This is a genomic window from Rhodospirillum centenum SW (assembly GCF_000016185.1).
In the GTDB taxonomy this organism is placed as follows: Bacteria; Pseudomonadota; Alphaproteobacteria; order Azospirillales; family Azospirillaceae; genus Rhodocista; species Rhodocista centena.
Genome location: NC_011420.2, coordinates 2,422,460 through 2,437,002, shown reverse-complemented (window position 1 = coordinate 2,437,002; position 14,543 = coordinate 2,422,460). Strand labels below are relative to the sequence as shown.

The following is a 14,543-nucleotide window of genomic DNA, read 5'->3' as shown; positions in this document are numbered from 1 at the left end:
GCAGGGGCGGTCTCAGCCAGCCGCACCGGCCGGGGGCAGCAGATCGAGCAGCGCCCCGGCGGCGGGCCGCTCCGCGACGCGTACGGCCTGCCAGGGCAAACCCGCCGCCGCGGACGCGACGGCAGGACTGAGACAAAAGGCAGACATACCGGCACACCGGTCGGCTAAGCCTGCCGCGGTAGCCAGCCTAACAAACGTGCGTGCAGTGCGGGGAGAGAAAAACAACGCGATGCTAATGTCGGCCTGTCGCAGCGCGGAAACCACCTCCGGGGAGAGGTGTTCCGCCGCCACGGCCTCATAGCCGACGATGCGGTCCACGGTGTAGCCGTGCGGTCCCAGCAGCTCGGCCAGATCGGCGGCCAGGTCGACTCCGCTGACATGCAGCAGCCGCCCGGCGGCGGGATCGACCTCCCGCCGGATCAGGGCGGCAAGGTGGACGGCATCGCCCTCCGCCTCGCGCACATCCGCGAATCCGGCGGCCCTTGCCTCGTCCCCGGTGCGGCGGCCGACCGCCAGAACGGGCAGGTCGCGCCGGTCGGTGCGCGCCAGCGTTGCGCGTACCCCGTTGATGCTGGTCAGCAGCAGCGCCTGCACGCCCGCAAGCTCCAGCGCGGGGCCGGGCAGCAGGCGCACCTCCAGCAACGGCACGGTCAGGGTGGTGAAGCCGCGCGCAGCCAGATCGGCCGCCGTCTGGTCGGCCTCGGGCTGCGGGCGGGTGACCAGGATTCCGGTCACGCCGCGTCCCCCTGTCAGATCGCCGAGCCGGGGCCGGCCGGCCCCTCGATGGCGCCCGACACCGCAAAGAAGTCCGGCGGCAGCTTCGCCTTCAGCTCCTGGCCGGCGTCGATGCCCATGGCCTCCGCGTCGTCCGGATCGCCGCGCCGCTCGGTCCGGTAGAACTCCTGGCCGTTCGGCCGGATGACCAGGGCGGACAGCGTCAGGCTGCCGTCGCCCGGCAGCTCCGCCAGCGCCGCGATCGGGGTGCGGCAGGAGCCGTCCAGCGTGGCCAGCACGCCGCGTTCGGCCGTCACCCGGGTCATCGTCTCGGCATGGTTCAGCGCCGCGACCAGGGCGTTGGTCACATCGTCGGCCGCCCGCGTCTCGATGCCGATGGCGCCCTGCGCCACGGCGGGCAGCATCACGTCGGTCTCGATCGCCGCGGTCATGTGCTCGACCAGCCCCAGCCGGCGCAGGCCGGCCAGCGCCAGCAGGGTGGCGTCCACCTGCCCCTCGGCCAGCTTGGTCATGCGGGTCTGCACGTTGCCGCGGAAGGGCACGACCTTCAGGTCCGGCCGGCGGGCCAGGATCTGGGCCTGCCGGCGCAGGCTGGCGGTGCCGACGACCGCACCGGCCGGCAGCTCGTCCAGGCCGCAGCCATGACGGCAGAACCAGGCGTCGCGCGGATCCTCACGCGGGAGCATGGCCGTGAGCTGGAGCCCGGTCTGGCGCCAGGTCGGCACGTCCTTCATGGAATGGACCGCCAGGTCGATCGTCTCGGCCTGCAGGGCCTCCTCGATCTCCTTGGTGAACAGGCCCTTGCCCCCTGCTTCCATCAGGGTCCGGTCCAGGATGCGGTCGCCCGTGGTCTTGATGACCACGATCTCGATCGCATCCGGCTCGGCCAGATGCGGGTGGGCTTCGGCCAGACGGCGGCGGGTCTCGTGGGCCTGCGCCAGCGCCAAGGGGCTGCCGCGCGTCCCGATGCGGAGGGGCTGTTTCATGGCGCTCTCAATATCGCCGTTCGCGTCCGCTGGGAAGCCTCCCTTGCCGTCGAAGTGTCGCGGCACTAGGTTCCGCGGCCATGACCACCGTTCCGCAAAGCCCCGTCGTGCTCGGCATAGAGACGAGCTGCGATGAAACCGCCGCCGCCGTCGTGGCCGGTGACGGCACCATCCTGTCCAGCGTCGTTCTGTCGCAGCTCGACGACCACGCCCCTTACGGCGGCGTCGTGCCGGAGATCGCGGCGCGGGCGCACCTGCACCATCTCGACGGGCTGGTCCGCCGCGCCCTGGACCAGTCGGGCGTCGGGCTGGACGGGCTGGACGGTGTCGCCGCCACGGCCGGTCCCGGCCTGATCGGCGGGGTGATGGTCGGGGTGATGACGGCGAAGGCGATCTGCGCGGTGCGCGGCCTGCCCTTCATCGCCGTCAACCATCTGGAGGGCCACGCGCTGACGGCGCGGCTGACGGACGGCGTGGCGTTTCCCTATCTGCTGCTGCTGGTCAGCGGCGGGCACTGCCAGTTGCTGGCGGTGGAGGGGGTGGGGCGCTACCGCCGGCTGGGCACCACCATAGACGACGCGGTGGGCGAGGCGTTCGACAAGTCGGCCAAGCTGCTGGGCCTGGGCTATCCCGGCGGCCCGCTGATGGAAAAGGCGGCGCAGGCCGCGCGCGACCCCGGCCGGTTCGATCTGCCGGTGCCGATGAAGGGGCGGCCGGACTGCGACTTCAGCTTCTCCGGCCTGAAGACGGCGGTGCGCCGCCATGCGGAGACGCTGGGCGGCGCGCCTGCGCCCGAGGACGTGGCCGACCTCGCCGCCGCCTTCCACCGCGCCGTCGGCGACAGTCTGGTGGACCGCTGCGGCCGCGCCATCGGCCGCTTCCGCGCCCTGCATCCGGACGGCAGGGCGCTGGTGGTGGCCGGCGGCGTGGCGGCCAACCGCTATCTGCGGGCGCGGCTGTCGGCGCTGGCGGCCGACACCGGGCTGGACTTCGTGGCGCCGCCGCTGGGGCTCTGCACGGACAACGCGGCCATGATCGCCTGGGCCGGGGTGGAGCGGCTGCGCCTGGGCCTGACCGACCCGCTGGACTTCGCGCCGCGGCCGCGCTGGCCGCTGGACCCGACCGCGGCGAAGGCGCCGTTCGCCGGGGCGAAGGCGTAGTACGCCCGGCGCATGCGCGGCTTGGTGAGGCGCGCCTTGCCGCACTTCGTTGCGCGTTCTCGGCCTCCGCGCTAAGCGTGGGGCCGAAAGCAAGGGGATGCGAGGCATGCAGCGGATCGGAGTGATCGGGGCGGGGGCGTGGGGCACGGCGCTGGCCATGGCGGCCGGCCGGGCCGGGCGCGAGGTCGTGCTCTGGGCGCGCGAGCCCGAGGTGGTGGAGGGCGTCAACGCCAGCCACGAGAACAGGCCCTTCCTGCCCGGCGTGGCGCTGGACCCGGCGATCCGTGCGACCGGCGACCTGGAGGAGGCCGCGGCCGCGGACGCGCTGCTGCTGGTGACGCCGGCGCAGCATCTGCGTGCCGCCTGCCGCGCCCTGGCGCCGGTGCTGGACGGCACCGTGCCGGTGGTGATCTGCGCCAAGGGCATCGAGCTGGACACCGGCTGCCTGATGACGGACGCGGCGCAGGCCGAACTGCCGGACAACCCGCTGGCCGTGCTCTCCGGCCCGACTTTCGCGGCGGAGGTGGCGGCCGGGCTGCCCACCGCGGTGACGCTGGCCTGTGCCGACGCCGCGGTCGGCCGCGCCCTGGTGGACGCGCTGGGCGGCCGCAGCCTGCGGCCCTACCTGTCGGACGATCTGGTCGGTGCGCAGGTCGGCGGCGCCGTGAAGAACGTGCTGGCCATCGCCTGCGGCGTCGTCGAGGGCCGCCGGCTGGGCGACAATGCCCGCGCCGCCCTGATCACCCGCGGGCTGGCGGAGATCGCGCGGCTGGGGCTGGCGCTGGGCGCGCGGGCGGAGACGCTGATGGGCCTGTCCGGCCTGGGCGACCTGACGCTCACCTGCTCGTCCCTGCAGTCGCGCAACATGAGCCTGGGCGCCGCCCTGGGCCAGGGCCGCCGGCTGGCCGAGGTGCTGGGCGAGCGCCGCAGCGTGGCGGAAGGCGTCTATACCGCCCGCGCCGTGGTGGAACTGGCGGTCCAGCGCGGCGTGGACATGCCCATCTGCCAGGCGGTGGACGCCATCCTGAACCACGGCGCCGACCTCGACTCGGTGATCGAGGCGCTGCTGACCCGCCCGTTCAGGGCCGAGGGGGTCTGAGTCAGACCACCCACCAGCGGCCGCCGCGCGGCACCGTGAAGCCGCCGGTCCGGCTGGCGATGCCGAGCGCGACCGCCTCCTCCGCCGCGACGATGGTGGAGGCGGCGCGCATCCGCCGGACATCCTCCAGCGGCAGGCCGGTGCAGGCGGCGGTGATGCCGGACAGCACCCGCTCGTGGCTGGCGATGCAGGCGTGCGCGTCGGCCACCTGCGAGGGCGCCACCTCGCCGTTCGCGGCGAAGGCCCAGCTCACCCCGTGGAACAGGAAGGTGGACCAGGGATCGGCCACCCGCTCCCGGCCCAGCAGGAAGGGCAGGATCGCCACGCTGTCCACGCTGCCCAGATTGTAGGTGGTGAAACGCAGCGGCAGGCCGCGGAGCTGGTTGAACGCCGCGAGCCCGGCGACGATGCCGCCGCCGCCGCTGCCGATGCCCAGGTGGATGTGCTCCACCCCTTCGCCCATCAGCGTCTGGCAGGCGGCCAGCAGGGCGCAGACGCTGTCGTTCGTCACCGCCCGCAGGAAGGTGACATGGGCCTCCGGCACGAGGCCGCGCCGGCCCGCCTCCGGTGGCAGGGGCTGGTCGGCGGGGCGGGCAGGGCGGGGGGAATGCACGGCCGGGGCATCCACTGCGGGGACGGGCTGGGGGACGGGCTGGGTCCCATCCCACCCCCGCAGCCGTTAAGGGGCCGTGAAGACCGGCACTCTCCCTCCCGCCGGGGCCGTGCCGGGGGTCAGCGCGTCGTCGAGGTGCTGCCGAGCCCGCCCGAGCCGCCGGCGCCCACGCCGCTGCCGGTCGTGCCGGTTGCGGTCGTGCCGCTGCTGCCCGCCGTGCCGGTTCCCGCCGCGCTGCTGCCCGTCCTGCTGCCGGGGGTGGTCGCCGCGTCCGCCGAGCCGACCCGCCCGCCGGAGGTGGTCATCCCCTCCGCCCAGGAACTGCGGTCGCGGACGCGCAGGTTGTTCTGCACATGGCGCACGCCTGAGACGGACTCGGCCAGATCCTCCGCCCGGCGCTTGTCCTGGCGGCTGTTGACATGGCCGGACAGGGTGACCTCGCCGTTCTCCGCGCTGACGTCGATGTCCGAGGCGTCCAGCCGGAAATCGTCGGTCAGCCGGTCGTTGACGTCCTCCACGATGCGGCTGTCCGAGCGGGTATAGTTGCGCGGGCCGCGGCCGCGATGGTGCTGGGCGCCCTCGTCCCCGGCATGGGCGTCGCGCTCGCGGCGGCGCTCGGCCTCGTCGCTGCCGAACCAGGAAGCGATCTCGTCACCCGCGCGGGAGAAGAAGCCGCGGTCCTCCGCGGCACCGCCGCGCCAGCCGCGCCCGCCCTCGCCGTAGGAGTCGCTGCGGCCGCCCGCGTAGTTGTAGCCGCCGGACTCGCGGCCGTAGCGCTCGCCATAGCCGCCGCGCCGGTCCTCAAGTCCGGAATAGGTGCCGCGGGCGCCGTAGTAGTCCCGCATGCGGTCGTCGCGGGAGCCGTAGCCGCGCCCGGTCTGGTCGTCGCGGCCCTCGTTCCGGCCGTAGTCGCGGTCCTCCCAGGCGCCGTAGCCGCCGCTGCCCCGGTCATCGCGGAAGGTCCGCATGTCGTCGCGCATCGCGCGGCCGTAGTCGCCCAGGTCGCGGCGGCCGCGGTCATGGTCCCGCGGGTCGCGGTCGCCCAGGCCGCTGCTGCCCGAATAGTTCCGGCCCCCGTAGTCGCGGCCGCCATAGTCGCCGCCGCGGCGGGACCGCTCCTCGTCGCGGCGGTAGGTGTCGCTCCGGTAGCGATCGTCGTAGTCGGCCATGGTGACTTCTCTCCCGTGTTGGCGCCGGGCGGCGTCCGGGCCCCCGGCATGCAGTCCCGCCAACAGGGGGCCGGCGTCCCGGTTCCGCCCGGCACCGCAGCCCCTTTATCCGTCCGCGCCGCCGCGATAGTGTCGCGCCCGGACATGAGGAGACCCGACCGATGCCCTTCATCCTGGAATGCCTCGACAGGCCCGGCAGCCTGGAGATCCGCGCCGCGAACCGCCCGGCGCACCTCGCCCACATCGACACGGTGGCCGACCGCGTGATCGCCGCCGGCCCGATCCTGTCCGACGACGGGGCCACGCCGGTCGGCAGCCTGCTGATCCTGGACTTCGCCGACCGGGCGGAGGTGGAAGCCTTCGCCGCCGCCGACCCCTATGCCCGGGCCGGGCTGTTCGCCAGCACGAGCATCCGGCCCTGGCGCAAGGTCTTCCCCAGGGACTGAGCCCGACGGACGGGAGGAGGATGCGGATGGCCCACTGGCTGGTGAAGTCGGAGCCGTTCAAATATTCCTGGGACAGGTTCGTCGCCGACGGCCGGACCCATTGGGACGGGGTGCGCAACCATCAGGCCGCCAACAACCTGAAGGCCATGCGGGTGGGCGACCGGGCCTTCTTCTACCACTCCAACGAGGGGCTGGAGATCGTCGGCGTGGCTGAGGTGGTGCGCGAATACTACCCCGACCCTTCCGACGGGAGCGGCCGTTTCGGCATGGTGGACCTGGCCCCGGTGCTGCCGGTGCGGGTGCCCGTCACGCTGAAGCAGATGAAGGAGGACCCGCTCCTGTCGCAGATGCAGCTCGTCCGCCAGTCGCGCCTGTCCGTCTCGGCCGTCACGCCCGAGCAGTGGGACCGGGTCTGCGCGCTGGCGGGCATCACGGCCTGAAAGCGAGGGGGTGCCCGTGCGGCTGTGCCGGCTGGCGGACATCCCCGACGGGCAGGCCCGCGGCTTCACGACCGACGGTCCCGCTGACAGCGGCACCGCGCAGCGCCGCCTCCTGGTGGCCCGGCGCGGCGGGCGGGTCTTCGCCTACGTCAATTCTTGCCCCCATGTGGGCCTGCCGCTGGACTGGCAGCCGGACCGTTTCATGAGCCCGGACGGGACCTTCCTGCACTGCGCGACCCATGGCGCACGTTTCCGGGTGGAAGACGGGTTCTGCGTCCACGGACCCTGTGCCGGGCGCAGCCTGACGCCGGTGCCGGTCGCCCTGGTGGACGGGGCGGTGGTCGTGACGGATACCGACGGGGCGACAGCGAAGGGCTGATCCGCGCCCGGGGGCCCGGGGGCGGCCAGGGGGGACGCGGGGTCAGTGCAGCGACCGGCCGCTGCCGTTTCCGCCGCAGTTTCCGCCGTTGTCGTTTCCACCGCTGTCGTTTCCGCTGCCGTCGGTCTCGCCGTCGGCAGCGTCCGCCGCCCGGCCCAGACGGTCCACCACCTCCTGCGCGAAGACGACCGGGCTGACCCGTCCCAGCAGCGGGTCGATGCCCAGTTCGGCGCACTGGAGATAATAGCGCAGCCGGTCCGCCCCTTCCGGATCGAGGGCCTCGATCTCGGCGGCGGCGTGGTCCAGCGCTGTCAGCAGTTCCTTGTCCGTCTCAAATGCCATCCTGGAGCCCGTGGCTTCTCGGGGCTCGCATTCTGACGGGCCGGGGAGCGTTGTAAAGCGCAAACTGTTTACCATGGTATGCGCTCGCCTTGCGTACAGGGCGTCCACTTGGCCCGGTCCGGCTGTCTCCAGAGAGGGGCGTCGGGTTTTCAAGCCTGGTCTTGGCGGACGCATCAGGGATTCATTTACCGGCTTTACGAACTTTCAAATTTCCACCGCCCGGGCGATGGCCGATGACGGCCAGGGCGAATTCCAGCGGGCTGCGCATGCCGATCTCGGCGTCGATGCCCAGTTCCTCGCATTGCCGCAGATAGCGCAGCCGCTCGATCTCCCGGAAACTGCGGACAGGGGTCTCCCGCACCGGCTCGTCCAGGCACGCCACCAGCGTGTCGAAAGCGGAAAACTTGCTCATGGCGGACTACTCCAATGCCCTACCGGGACATACCGGAACGCGAAAAGGATGGGAAGCACGCAGATCGCATGCAACCCCCTTCTCCCTGCTTATACTTAAGGGCACCGGGATTCCGACGCGCAACCCTTGGCGTGTGCCGATGCACAGGCCGCAAGGCTCAGCGCCAGGGCGTCAGCTCGAAGCGGAGCAGGAAGCGGTTGCAGAGGTCGAGGGTGAGCATCTCGCCGGTCCAGGCCACGGCATCGCCGGTCAGGTCGCTGGCGATCATCAGCCCGGCGGTGAGCTGCCGGCCGGCCTCGCCCGCCACGGCGGTGACGCCGTCCTGGCGCACGTCGGCGGACAGTTCCACGATCAGCCCGTAGCGGGAGATCAGGCCCAGCCCCAGCAGCAGGGCCAGCCCGGTCAGGGCGCGGCGGTTGTTGCGGCGGCGGGCAGCGGGGTCCCGGGGCGCGGCAGAGCGGGGGCAGGGCGACGGACGGGGCATGTCGGCCGGCATGGATCGGCTCCGGAACTGAAGACTGGTCCTGTATAGCATACCGATACCGGCTGTCCTGTGTCCGTTGTCACAGGAAGACGGCGGACAGGCCCCGGACCAAGGGGGGGGCCGCGTCCGTCGCGGCCGCCCCTTGGTCCGGCAGGGCTCGGTGTCCCGCGGGGGCTCAGTGCCGGAAGTGGCGCATGCCCGTGAAGACCATCGCCAGCCCGCGCTCGTCGGCGGCGGCGATCACCTCGGCATCGCGGACGCTGCCGCCCGGCTGGATCACCGCCGTCACCCCGGCCTCGGCCGCCGCGATCAGCCCGTCGGCGAAGGGGAAGAAGGCGTCCGAGGCGACGACGCTGCCGCGCGTGCCGGGTTCGGGCAGGCCGGCCGCGGTGGCCGCATCCGCCGACTTCCAGGCGGCGATGCGGGAGCTGTCCACCCGGCTCATCTGCCCGGCGCCGATGCCGACGGTGGCGGCCCCCTTGGCATAGACGATGGCGTTCGACTTCACATGCTTGGCGACGCGGAAGGCGAAGACCAGATCGGCCAGTTCCGCCGCGGTCGGGACACGCTTCGTCACCACCTTCAGGTCGGCGGCGGCGATGCGGCCGTTGTCGCGGGTCTGCACCAGATAGCCGCCGGACAGGGACTTCACGGACAGTCCCGCCGCCGCCGGGTCCGGCATGGCGCCGGTCAGCAGCACGCGCAGGTTCTTCTTGGCGGCCAGCACCCGGCGCGCGCCCTCGTCGGCGTCGGGGGCGATCACCACCTCGGCGAACAGCTTCGCGATCTCCTCCGCCGTGGCGGCGTCCAGCGTGCGGTTGCAGGCGATGATGCCGCCGAAGGCCGAGACGGGATCGCAGGCCAGGGCCCTGGCGTAGGCGTCGTGCAGGTCCGTCCCCTCGGCCACGCCGCAGGGGTTGGCGTGCTTGATGATGGCGATGGCCGGGCGCTCGAACTCGGCCACCAGCTCGAAGGCGGCGTCGGTGTCGTTCAGGTTGTTGTAGCTCAGCTCCTTGCCCTGGAGCTGGGCCGCCGTGGCGACGCCCGGCCGGGTCTCGCCGTTGGTGTAGAAGGCGGCCGTCTGGTGCGGGTTCTCGCCGTAGCGCAGGGTCTGCTTCAGCTCGCCGGAGAAGCCGATGCGGTGGGGATACTCCTCGCCGAGCTGGCCGGCGAACCAGGCGGCGATGGCGCTGTCATAGGCGCCGGTGCGGGCATAGGCCTTGGCCGCCAGCCGGCGGCGGAACGCCAGCGTCGTCCGGCCGTCGCCCGCATCGAGCTGGGCCAGCAGCTCGGCATAGTCGGACGGGTCGGTGACGATGGCGACGAAATCGTGATTCTTCGCGGCACCGCGGATCAGCGAGGGGCCGCCGATGTCGATGTTCTCGATGCAGGTGGCGAAGTCCGCCCCCTGCGCCACCGTCGCCTCGAACGGGTAGAGGTTCACCACCACCAGATCGATGCCGGGGATGTCGTGCTCGTCCATCGCCCGGGTGTGGCTGTCCAGGTCGCGCCGGGCCAGGATGCCGCCATGGATGCGGGGGTGCAGGGTCTTCACCCGGCCGTCCATCATCTCCGGGAAGCCGGTATGGGCGCCGACCTCGACCACCGGCACGCCGGCCTCCAGCAGCGCCTTGGCCGAGCCGCCGGTGGACAGGATCTCCACCCCGCGGGCGGCCAGCGCCTTGCCGAGATCGACCAGACCCGTCTTGTCGGAGACGGAGATCAGGGCGCGCGCCACGGGGACGAGATCGGGGGAACTGGTGTGCTGCGGGGTCGGGGACATGGATTTCAGCCTTCGGTGGGATCGGTGCCGTCCGCCCGCTTCTCCCGGCGGATGGCCCATTTGACGGTGGTGGTGCCCGGTACGGTGGTGCCGCGCAGGATGAGCTGGACGGTCCGGCGCGGTTCCGCCCCGGCGCCCAGATAGATGCTGTCGGCGATCTCCAGCGTGCCGCCGGCCGTGCGCAGGCGCCAGCCCTGGCCCGACGGCAGGCGCAGCAGCGCGCCGCTGCCGCCCTGGAGCAGGCCGGCCTGGACCTCGGGGTGCAGGTGGAAGCGCACGGCGAAGGTCTTGCCGCCCGCCCCTTCCAGCACATCCTCGCCGCGCAGGTCGTCGCCGCCGGCGGTCAGGTACAGGCGGCGCCGGTGCAGCAGGCCGTGCGGCTCGCGGTAGCCGTCGTGGCTCGCCTCGACCAGGACGCTGTCCAGCGTCTCCGTCCGGTGCGCCTCGACCCGGCCGGGCCGGCGGCCCAGCCCGCCCTCGGGCAGCACGGCGGCGGAATTGGTGTCCTCCACCGTCAGGGTGGAATGCGCCGCCGTCGCCGCCAGCGCGGCCCGCCAGAGCCCGTCGCCCGACGGATGGGCGCCGCAGTTCACCACCAGCCGCTCGCGGCCGACGCTCATCTCGAAGGACAGGGTGCCGGCATGGGCCCCGGCGTCCAGCCCGTGCGGCGGTGGCGCCCCCGCATCCATCAGCACCCAGGTGCGGCCGACGGTCAGCCGCTCGAAGCCGATGTGCGGGGCCGAGCGCAACGGCCGGCCGCGGGCATCCGCCTGTCCCAGCACCGTGTCGATGGTGCCGGGGTCGCCTTCCTGGCTGTCGTTGAACAGGGCCAGCCCGCCGTCGCCGTGGCGGAAGAAGCGCAAGGACGGGGTCATCCGGTCGATGGCGTGCTGCAACGCCGGCGACACCTCCGCCCGGGCGGCGCGGCAGCAGCCGCGGATGTCGATCAGGTGGCGCAGCACCTGGAGCTGCACGGCGGGGGAGCGTTCGACATGGCAGCCGTCCGGCATCACCTGCCGCGGCAGCTCCCGCTCCAGCAGCCAGCGCATCCGGGCCGCGGCCTTGCGCTGGTCGGGCAGGCACAGCCCGCCGAAGGCCAGCCCCTTGATCCCGGCGATCAGGGCCATGCCCTTGACCCCGCCCGGCAGCACGCGGGTCAGATGGCGGACCTGCCGGGCCAGACTGTCGAAGACCTGGGCGCGCAGCGCGTCGTCCGCGCTGGCCAGGAAGAAGTCGTGCATGCCGATCCAGGCGGCGATGCGCTGGCCCGTGACGTCCGGCGCCCAGGCCACGGGATGCCAGCGCGCCTGCGTCTCCAGCCAGTGGCTGACCAGGGCGCGCGCCTGCCGCCGGCCGGCATCGCCGCCGATGGCGCGCAGGTGGCGCAGCCAGTCGAAGCCGTGCATCTCCGCCAGCCACGCGGCGGAGGCGTCGGGCGCCAGCCAGGGCGGCACGGCGCCGTGCAGCGTCTGCCCGGCGAAGGGGAAGCGGTTGTCCAGCAGGGCAGCGCCCAGGGCGGCGTCGCCGGGCCAGGGGTCGACCGGCACCGCCTCCAGCCCGCCCGGGCTGCGCCCGGACAGGGCCAGCATGCGCCAGAGCGGGCTGCCGTACAGCCAGCCGCGACCGCCGGCCCTGAAGCGGCGATGCCGTGTCCCCGCCTGGGCCTTCGCTCCGGGCATGACGGCTCCCGTCAGTCGCTGCCGCCGCGCAGCCGGCGGATGTTGGCGCCGTAGGCTGCGGGGCCGCCCTGGAAGGTCGCCGTGCCGGCGACCAGAACGTCGGCACCGGCCTCCACCGCCTGCCGGGCGGTCGTGACGTTGATGCCGCCGTCCACCTCCAGATCGACCGTGCGGCCCGAGGCGTCGATGCGCCGGCGCAGATCCGCGATCTTGCGGAGCTGGGAGGCGATGAAGCTCTGCCCGCCGAAGCCGGGGTTGACGGACATGACCAGGACGAGGTCCACATCGTCCAGCAGGTAGTCCACCATGGCCACGGGCGTGTGCGGGTTCAGCACGATGCCCGGCCGCTTGCCCAGCGAGCGGATGAGCTGCACCGTGCGGTGCGGATGCGGACCGGCCTCGGGATGGAAGCTGATGATGTCCGCCCCGGCCTCCGCGAAGGCGACCACGTAGGGATCGACCGGCGCGATCATCAGGTGGACGTCGAAGACCTTCGCCGAATGGGGGCGCAGCGCCTTCACGATGCCCGGACCCAGGGTGATGTTCGGCACGAAGTGGCCGTCCATCACGTCCACATGGATGTAGTCGGCCCCGGCCGCGTCCACGGCGCGCACCTCTTCGCCCAGCCGGGCGAAGTCGGCGGACAGGATCGACGGAGCGATTCGGACGGGTTGCTGCGGCATGGGCGGTTCGTAGCAAGACCGGCGCCCGCCCGCAAGGTGCGGCAAGGGTGACCCCGACCGGACGCAGGGCTGGCGGGCGGTTCCGGCCCTCCCTCTCGCCCGGGTCTCTTGCGTCCAGGTCTCTTGCGCCCGGGCTGCGGCCGGACGATCCTGCGGCCCCGGACCGGAGTCCCCCAGCGGAGAGAGCCATGGCCATAGCGACCGCCGACCTGTTCGACAGCCACGAGGACATCCTGGAAAGCTGCGAGACGCAGTTCCGCAGCTATGGCGGCCGCGCCGCCTTCCACGGCCCGATCCGCACGGTGCGCTGCCACCAGGACAACGCGCTGCTGAAGTCCCTCCTCTCCACGCCGGGCGACGGCGCGGTGCTGGTGGTGGACGGCGGCGGCAGCCTGCGCACGGCGCTGGTCGGCGACCTCATCGCCGGGCTGGGCGTGAAGAACGGCTGGGCCGGCATCGTCGTCCACGGCGCCATCCGCGACAGCGAGGCCATCGGCGGCCTGGACATCGGGCTGAAGGCGCTGGGCAGCAACCCGCGCAAGAGCACGAAGACCGGGGCGGGGGAGGCGGACCGGCCCGTCGCCTTCGGCGGCTGCACCTTCACGCCCGGCCACTGGCTCTACAGCGACGCCGACGGCGTGGTGGTGGCGCCGCGCCGGCTGCACGACTGACGCGCAGGTGAGGGGCGGGTGCCTCAGCCGGTCCGGCGCAGTCGCGCGGCGAAGAACCCGTCCATCCCGCCGGGGATCAGGCCCGGCGTGGTGCGGACGTCGCCCGCGGCGGTGACCGCTCCGGCCAGCCCGCCCAGCTCGGCCGGGTCCACCGGCACGCGGACCAGATCGGGCCGCCTCGCCAGCAGCGCCTCCACCTGCCGCTCGCCCTCCTCGGGCTGCAAGGAGCAGGTCGCGTAGACCAGCAGTCCGCCGGGCTTCAGCATGTCGGCCGCGCGGATCAGCAGGCGGGCCTGCACGCGGGCCAGCTTGGCCACGTCCTCTTCCGTCTTCAGCCGCTGCACGTCCGGGTGCCGCCGGATCGTGCCGGTGGCGGAGCAGGGCGCGTCCAGCAGCACGGCGTCCACCGGGGCGTCGGGGCTCCAGGCCGTGGCGTCGGCCGCCACCGTTTCCACCTCCAGCCCCAGCCGGGCGAGGTTCTCGCGCAGCCGCTCCAGCCGCTTCTCCGACCGGTCCACGGCGGTGACGCGGGCGCCGGCGGCGGCGAGCTGGGCCGTCTTGCCGCCGGGCGCGGCGCACAGGTCCAGCACCTCCCGCCCGGCCACGTCGCCGAACAGCCGCGCCGGGATGGCGGCGGCCGCGTCCTGCACCCACCAGGCCCCTTCGGCGAAGCCGGGCAGTTCCGTGACAGGACCGCCGGCCGGCAGGCGCAGGCTGCCGCCGGGCAGCCGTTCGGCTCCCAGCCGTTCTGCCCAGAGGTCCGCATCGGCGCGCACGGTGATGTCCAGCGGCGGCTCCGCCAGATGCGCCTCCACGATGGCGCGGGTGGCGCCGGTGCCGTAGGCCTGCCGCCAGGCCAGCCAGAGCCAGTCGGGCGTGTTCAGCCGGCCGGCGTCCTGCGCGGCCAGCAGGCCCGCGCCCTCCCGCGACAGCCGGCGCAGCACGGCGTTGACCAGCCCCTTGTAGGGCGTCTGCCCGCGCGCCACCGCCAGTTCGACGCTGGTGTCCACGGCGGCGTGCGCCGGGGTGCCCAGGAACAGGAGCTGGGCGGCGCCCAGGCGCAGGATGTCCTGCACCGGTCCCTTCACCGGCTGACCCGGCTTGGCGAGCGCGCCCTGCACCAGGGCGTCGAGCTGGCCCAGCCGGCGGAACACGGTGGCGCAGAGCAGGCGGACGAAGCCGCGGTCGCGCGGCTCCAGCGCGCGCACGCCACGGTTCGCCTCCAGCGCGTCGTCGAAGGGGACGCCCTTGCGCAGGGTGGCCTGGATCAGGTCGAGGGCGGCGGCGCGGGCGGCCAGCGGTTCACCGTCCGGCGGTGGTCCGCCAGCGGGCGTCCCGGCGTCATGGTCGTGCGGATGATCGGTCATCGGGGGCGGTTTAGCGCCCCCGAAGGCTCTTGTCGATGGAGCACGCGCAGTCTGGCGAGGTGCAGTCCGGCGAAGGGCGGTCCTCCGGTCAGGGG

General features: G+C 73.3%; 17 protein-coding genes. 6 read left to right on the top strand and 11 right to left on the bottom strand.

All coding sequences use genetic code 11. The annotated features are described in order from the left end of the window. Nucleotides 1–12: 12 nt before the first annotated feature. Both RC1_RS11330 and hemC read right to left on the bottom strand, forming a co-directional pair. The gene (locus RC1_RS11330) at nucleotides 13–735 is read right to left on the bottom strand and encodes a uroporphyrinogen-III synthase (RefSeq protein ID WP_012567534.1); all 723 of its coding nucleotides are present in this window, start codon (nucleotides 733–735) and stop codon (nucleotides 13–15) included. Nucleotides 736–749: 14 nt separating this feature from the next. Continuing rightward, nucleotides 750–1,721: a hydroxymethylbilane synthase gene (hemC, locus tag RC1_RS11325; protein ID WP_012567533.1), complete on the bottom strand. Its 972-nt coding sequence runs from the start codon at nucleotides 1,719–1,721 to the stop codon at nucleotides 750–752. A gap of 80 nt (nucleotides 1,722–1,801) precedes the next feature. Between hemC and tsaD the strand changes: the two genes are divergently transcribed. Together tsaD and RC1_RS11315 are read left to right on the top strand one after the other, a co-directional pair. Next, nucleotides 1,802–2,881, top strand: coding sequence for a tRNA (adenosine(37)-N6)-threonylcarbamoyltransferase complex transferase subunit TsaD (gene tsaD / locus RC1_RS11320; RefSeq protein ID WP_041785318.1), 1,080 nt, complete (start codon nucleotides 1,802–1,804; stop codon nucleotides 2,879–2,881). A gap of 97 nt (nucleotides 2,882–2,978) precedes the next feature. Next, nucleotides 2,979–3,980, top strand: coding sequence for an NAD(P)H-dependent glycerol-3-phosphate dehydrogenase (locus tag RC1_RS11315; protein WP_012567531.1), 1,002 nt, complete (start codon nucleotides 2,979–2,981; stop codon nucleotides 3,978–3,980). Between the two features lies 1 nt (nucleotide 3,981). Here RC1_RS11315 and RC1_RS20160 read toward each other — a convergent pair whose 3' ends face one another. Both RC1_RS20160 and RC1_RS20155 read right to left on the bottom strand, forming a co-directional pair. Continuing rightward, nucleotides 3,982–4,593 carry an ATP-dependent Clp protease proteolytic subunit gene (locus RC1_RS20160; protein WP_184446461.1) on the bottom strand — a complete coding sequence of 204 codons (612 nt, stop codon included), beginning with the start codon at nucleotides 4,591–4,593 and terminating at the stop codon, nucleotides 3,982–3,984. A 119-nt stretch (nucleotides 4,594–4,712) separates the two neighbouring features. Then, the gene (locus tag RC1_RS20155; protein ID WP_012567529.1) at nucleotides 4,713–5,762 is read right to left on the bottom strand and encodes a BON domain-containing protein; all 1,050 of its coding nucleotides are present in this window, start codon (nucleotides 5,760–5,762) and stop codon (nucleotides 4,713–4,715) included. 161 nt (nucleotides 5,763–5,923) lie between these two features. On the opposite strand from RC1_RS20155, the gene RC1_RS11300 reads away from it, so the two are divergent. The 3 genes from RC1_RS11300 to RC1_RS11290 are packed head-to-tail and all read left to right on the top strand — an operon-like array spanning nucleotide 5,924 to nucleotide 7,027. Further along, on the top strand, nucleotides 5,924–6,208 hold the full coding sequence (locus RC1_RS11300) for a YciI family protein (protein ID WP_012567528.1): 285 nt from the start codon (nucleotides 5,924–5,926) through the stop codon (nucleotides 6,206–6,208). Nucleotides 6,209–6,234: 26 nt separating this feature from the next. After that, nucleotides 6,235–6,648 carry an EVE domain-containing protein gene (locus RC1_RS11295; RefSeq protein WP_012567527.1) on the top strand — a complete coding sequence of 138 codons (414 nt, stop codon included), beginning with the start codon at nucleotides 6,235–6,237 and terminating at the stop codon, nucleotides 6,646–6,648. A gap of 10 nt (nucleotides 6,649–6,658) precedes the next feature. Next, nucleotides 6,659–7,027, top strand: coding sequence for a Rieske (2Fe-2S) protein (locus RC1_RS11290; protein ID WP_012567526.1), 369 nt, complete (start codon nucleotides 6,659–6,661; stop codon nucleotides 7,025–7,027). Nucleotides 7,028–7,069: 42 nt separating this feature from the next. Here the strand turns inward: RC1_RS11290 and RC1_RS11285 are convergent, their stop codons facing one another. The 6 genes from RC1_RS11285 to rpe all read right to left on the bottom strand — a co-directional run bounded on the left by RC1_RS11285 (nucleotide 7,070) and on the right by rpe (nucleotide 12,410). Then, the gene (locus RC1_RS11285; RefSeq protein ID WP_012567525.1) at nucleotides 7,070–7,369 is read right to left on the bottom strand and encodes a hypothetical protein; all 300 of its coding nucleotides are present in this window, start codon (nucleotides 7,367–7,369) and stop codon (nucleotides 7,070–7,072) included. A 181-nt stretch (nucleotides 7,370–7,550) separates the two neighbouring features. Then, complete coding sequence (locus RC1_RS11280) at nucleotides 7,551–7,781, bottom strand: hypothetical protein (RefSeq protein ID WP_012567524.1); 231 nt, start codon at nucleotides 7,779–7,781, stop codon at nucleotides 7,551–7,553. Nucleotides 7,782–7,938: 157 nt separating this feature from the next. Continuing rightward, a complete protein-coding gene (locus RC1_RS11275; RefSeq protein WP_012567523.1) occupies nucleotides 7,939–8,277 on the bottom strand; it encodes a hypothetical protein in 339 nt (112 codons plus the stop codon). 163 nt (nucleotides 8,278–8,440) lie between these two features. Then, nucleotides 8,441–10,048, bottom strand: coding sequence for a bifunctional phosphoribosylaminoimidazolecarboxamide formyltransferase/IMP cyclohydrolase (gene purH / locus RC1_RS11270; protein ID WP_012567522.1), 1,608 nt, complete (start codon nucleotides 10,046–10,048; stop codon nucleotides 8,441–8,443). A gap of 5 nt (nucleotides 10,049–10,053) precedes the next feature. Beyond that, nucleotides 10,054–11,727 (bottom strand): heparinase II/III family protein, encoded by a 1,674-nt coding sequence (locus RC1_RS11265; RefSeq protein WP_012567521.1) that lies wholly within the window; start codon nucleotides 11,725–11,727, stop codon nucleotides 10,054–10,056. 11 nt (nucleotides 11,728–11,738) lie between these two features. After that, on the bottom strand, nucleotides 11,739–12,410 hold the full coding sequence (gene rpe, locus RC1_RS11260; RefSeq protein WP_012567520.1) for a ribulose-phosphate 3-epimerase: 672 nt from the start codon (nucleotides 12,408–12,410) through the stop codon (nucleotides 11,739–11,741). A 188-nt stretch (nucleotides 12,411–12,598) separates the two neighbouring features. Between rpe and rraA the strand changes: the two genes are divergently transcribed. Then, nucleotides 12,599–13,081, top strand: a complete 483-nt coding sequence (rraA, locus tag RC1_RS11255) for a ribonuclease E activity regulator RraA (RefSeq protein WP_012567519.1) — start codon at nucleotides 12,599–12,601, stop codon at nucleotides 13,079–13,081. Between the two features lie 23 nt (nucleotides 13,082–13,104). On the opposite strand, the gene rsmB is transcribed toward rraA, so the two are convergent. Continuing rightward, nucleotides 13,105–14,448 (bottom strand): 16S rRNA (cytosine(967)-C(5))-methyltransferase RsmB, encoded by a 1,344-nt coding sequence (gene rsmB, locus RC1_RS11250; protein WP_012567518.1) that lies wholly within the window; start codon nucleotides 14,446–14,448, stop codon nucleotides 13,105–13,107. Nucleotides 14,449–14,543: the final 95 nt, after the last annotated feature.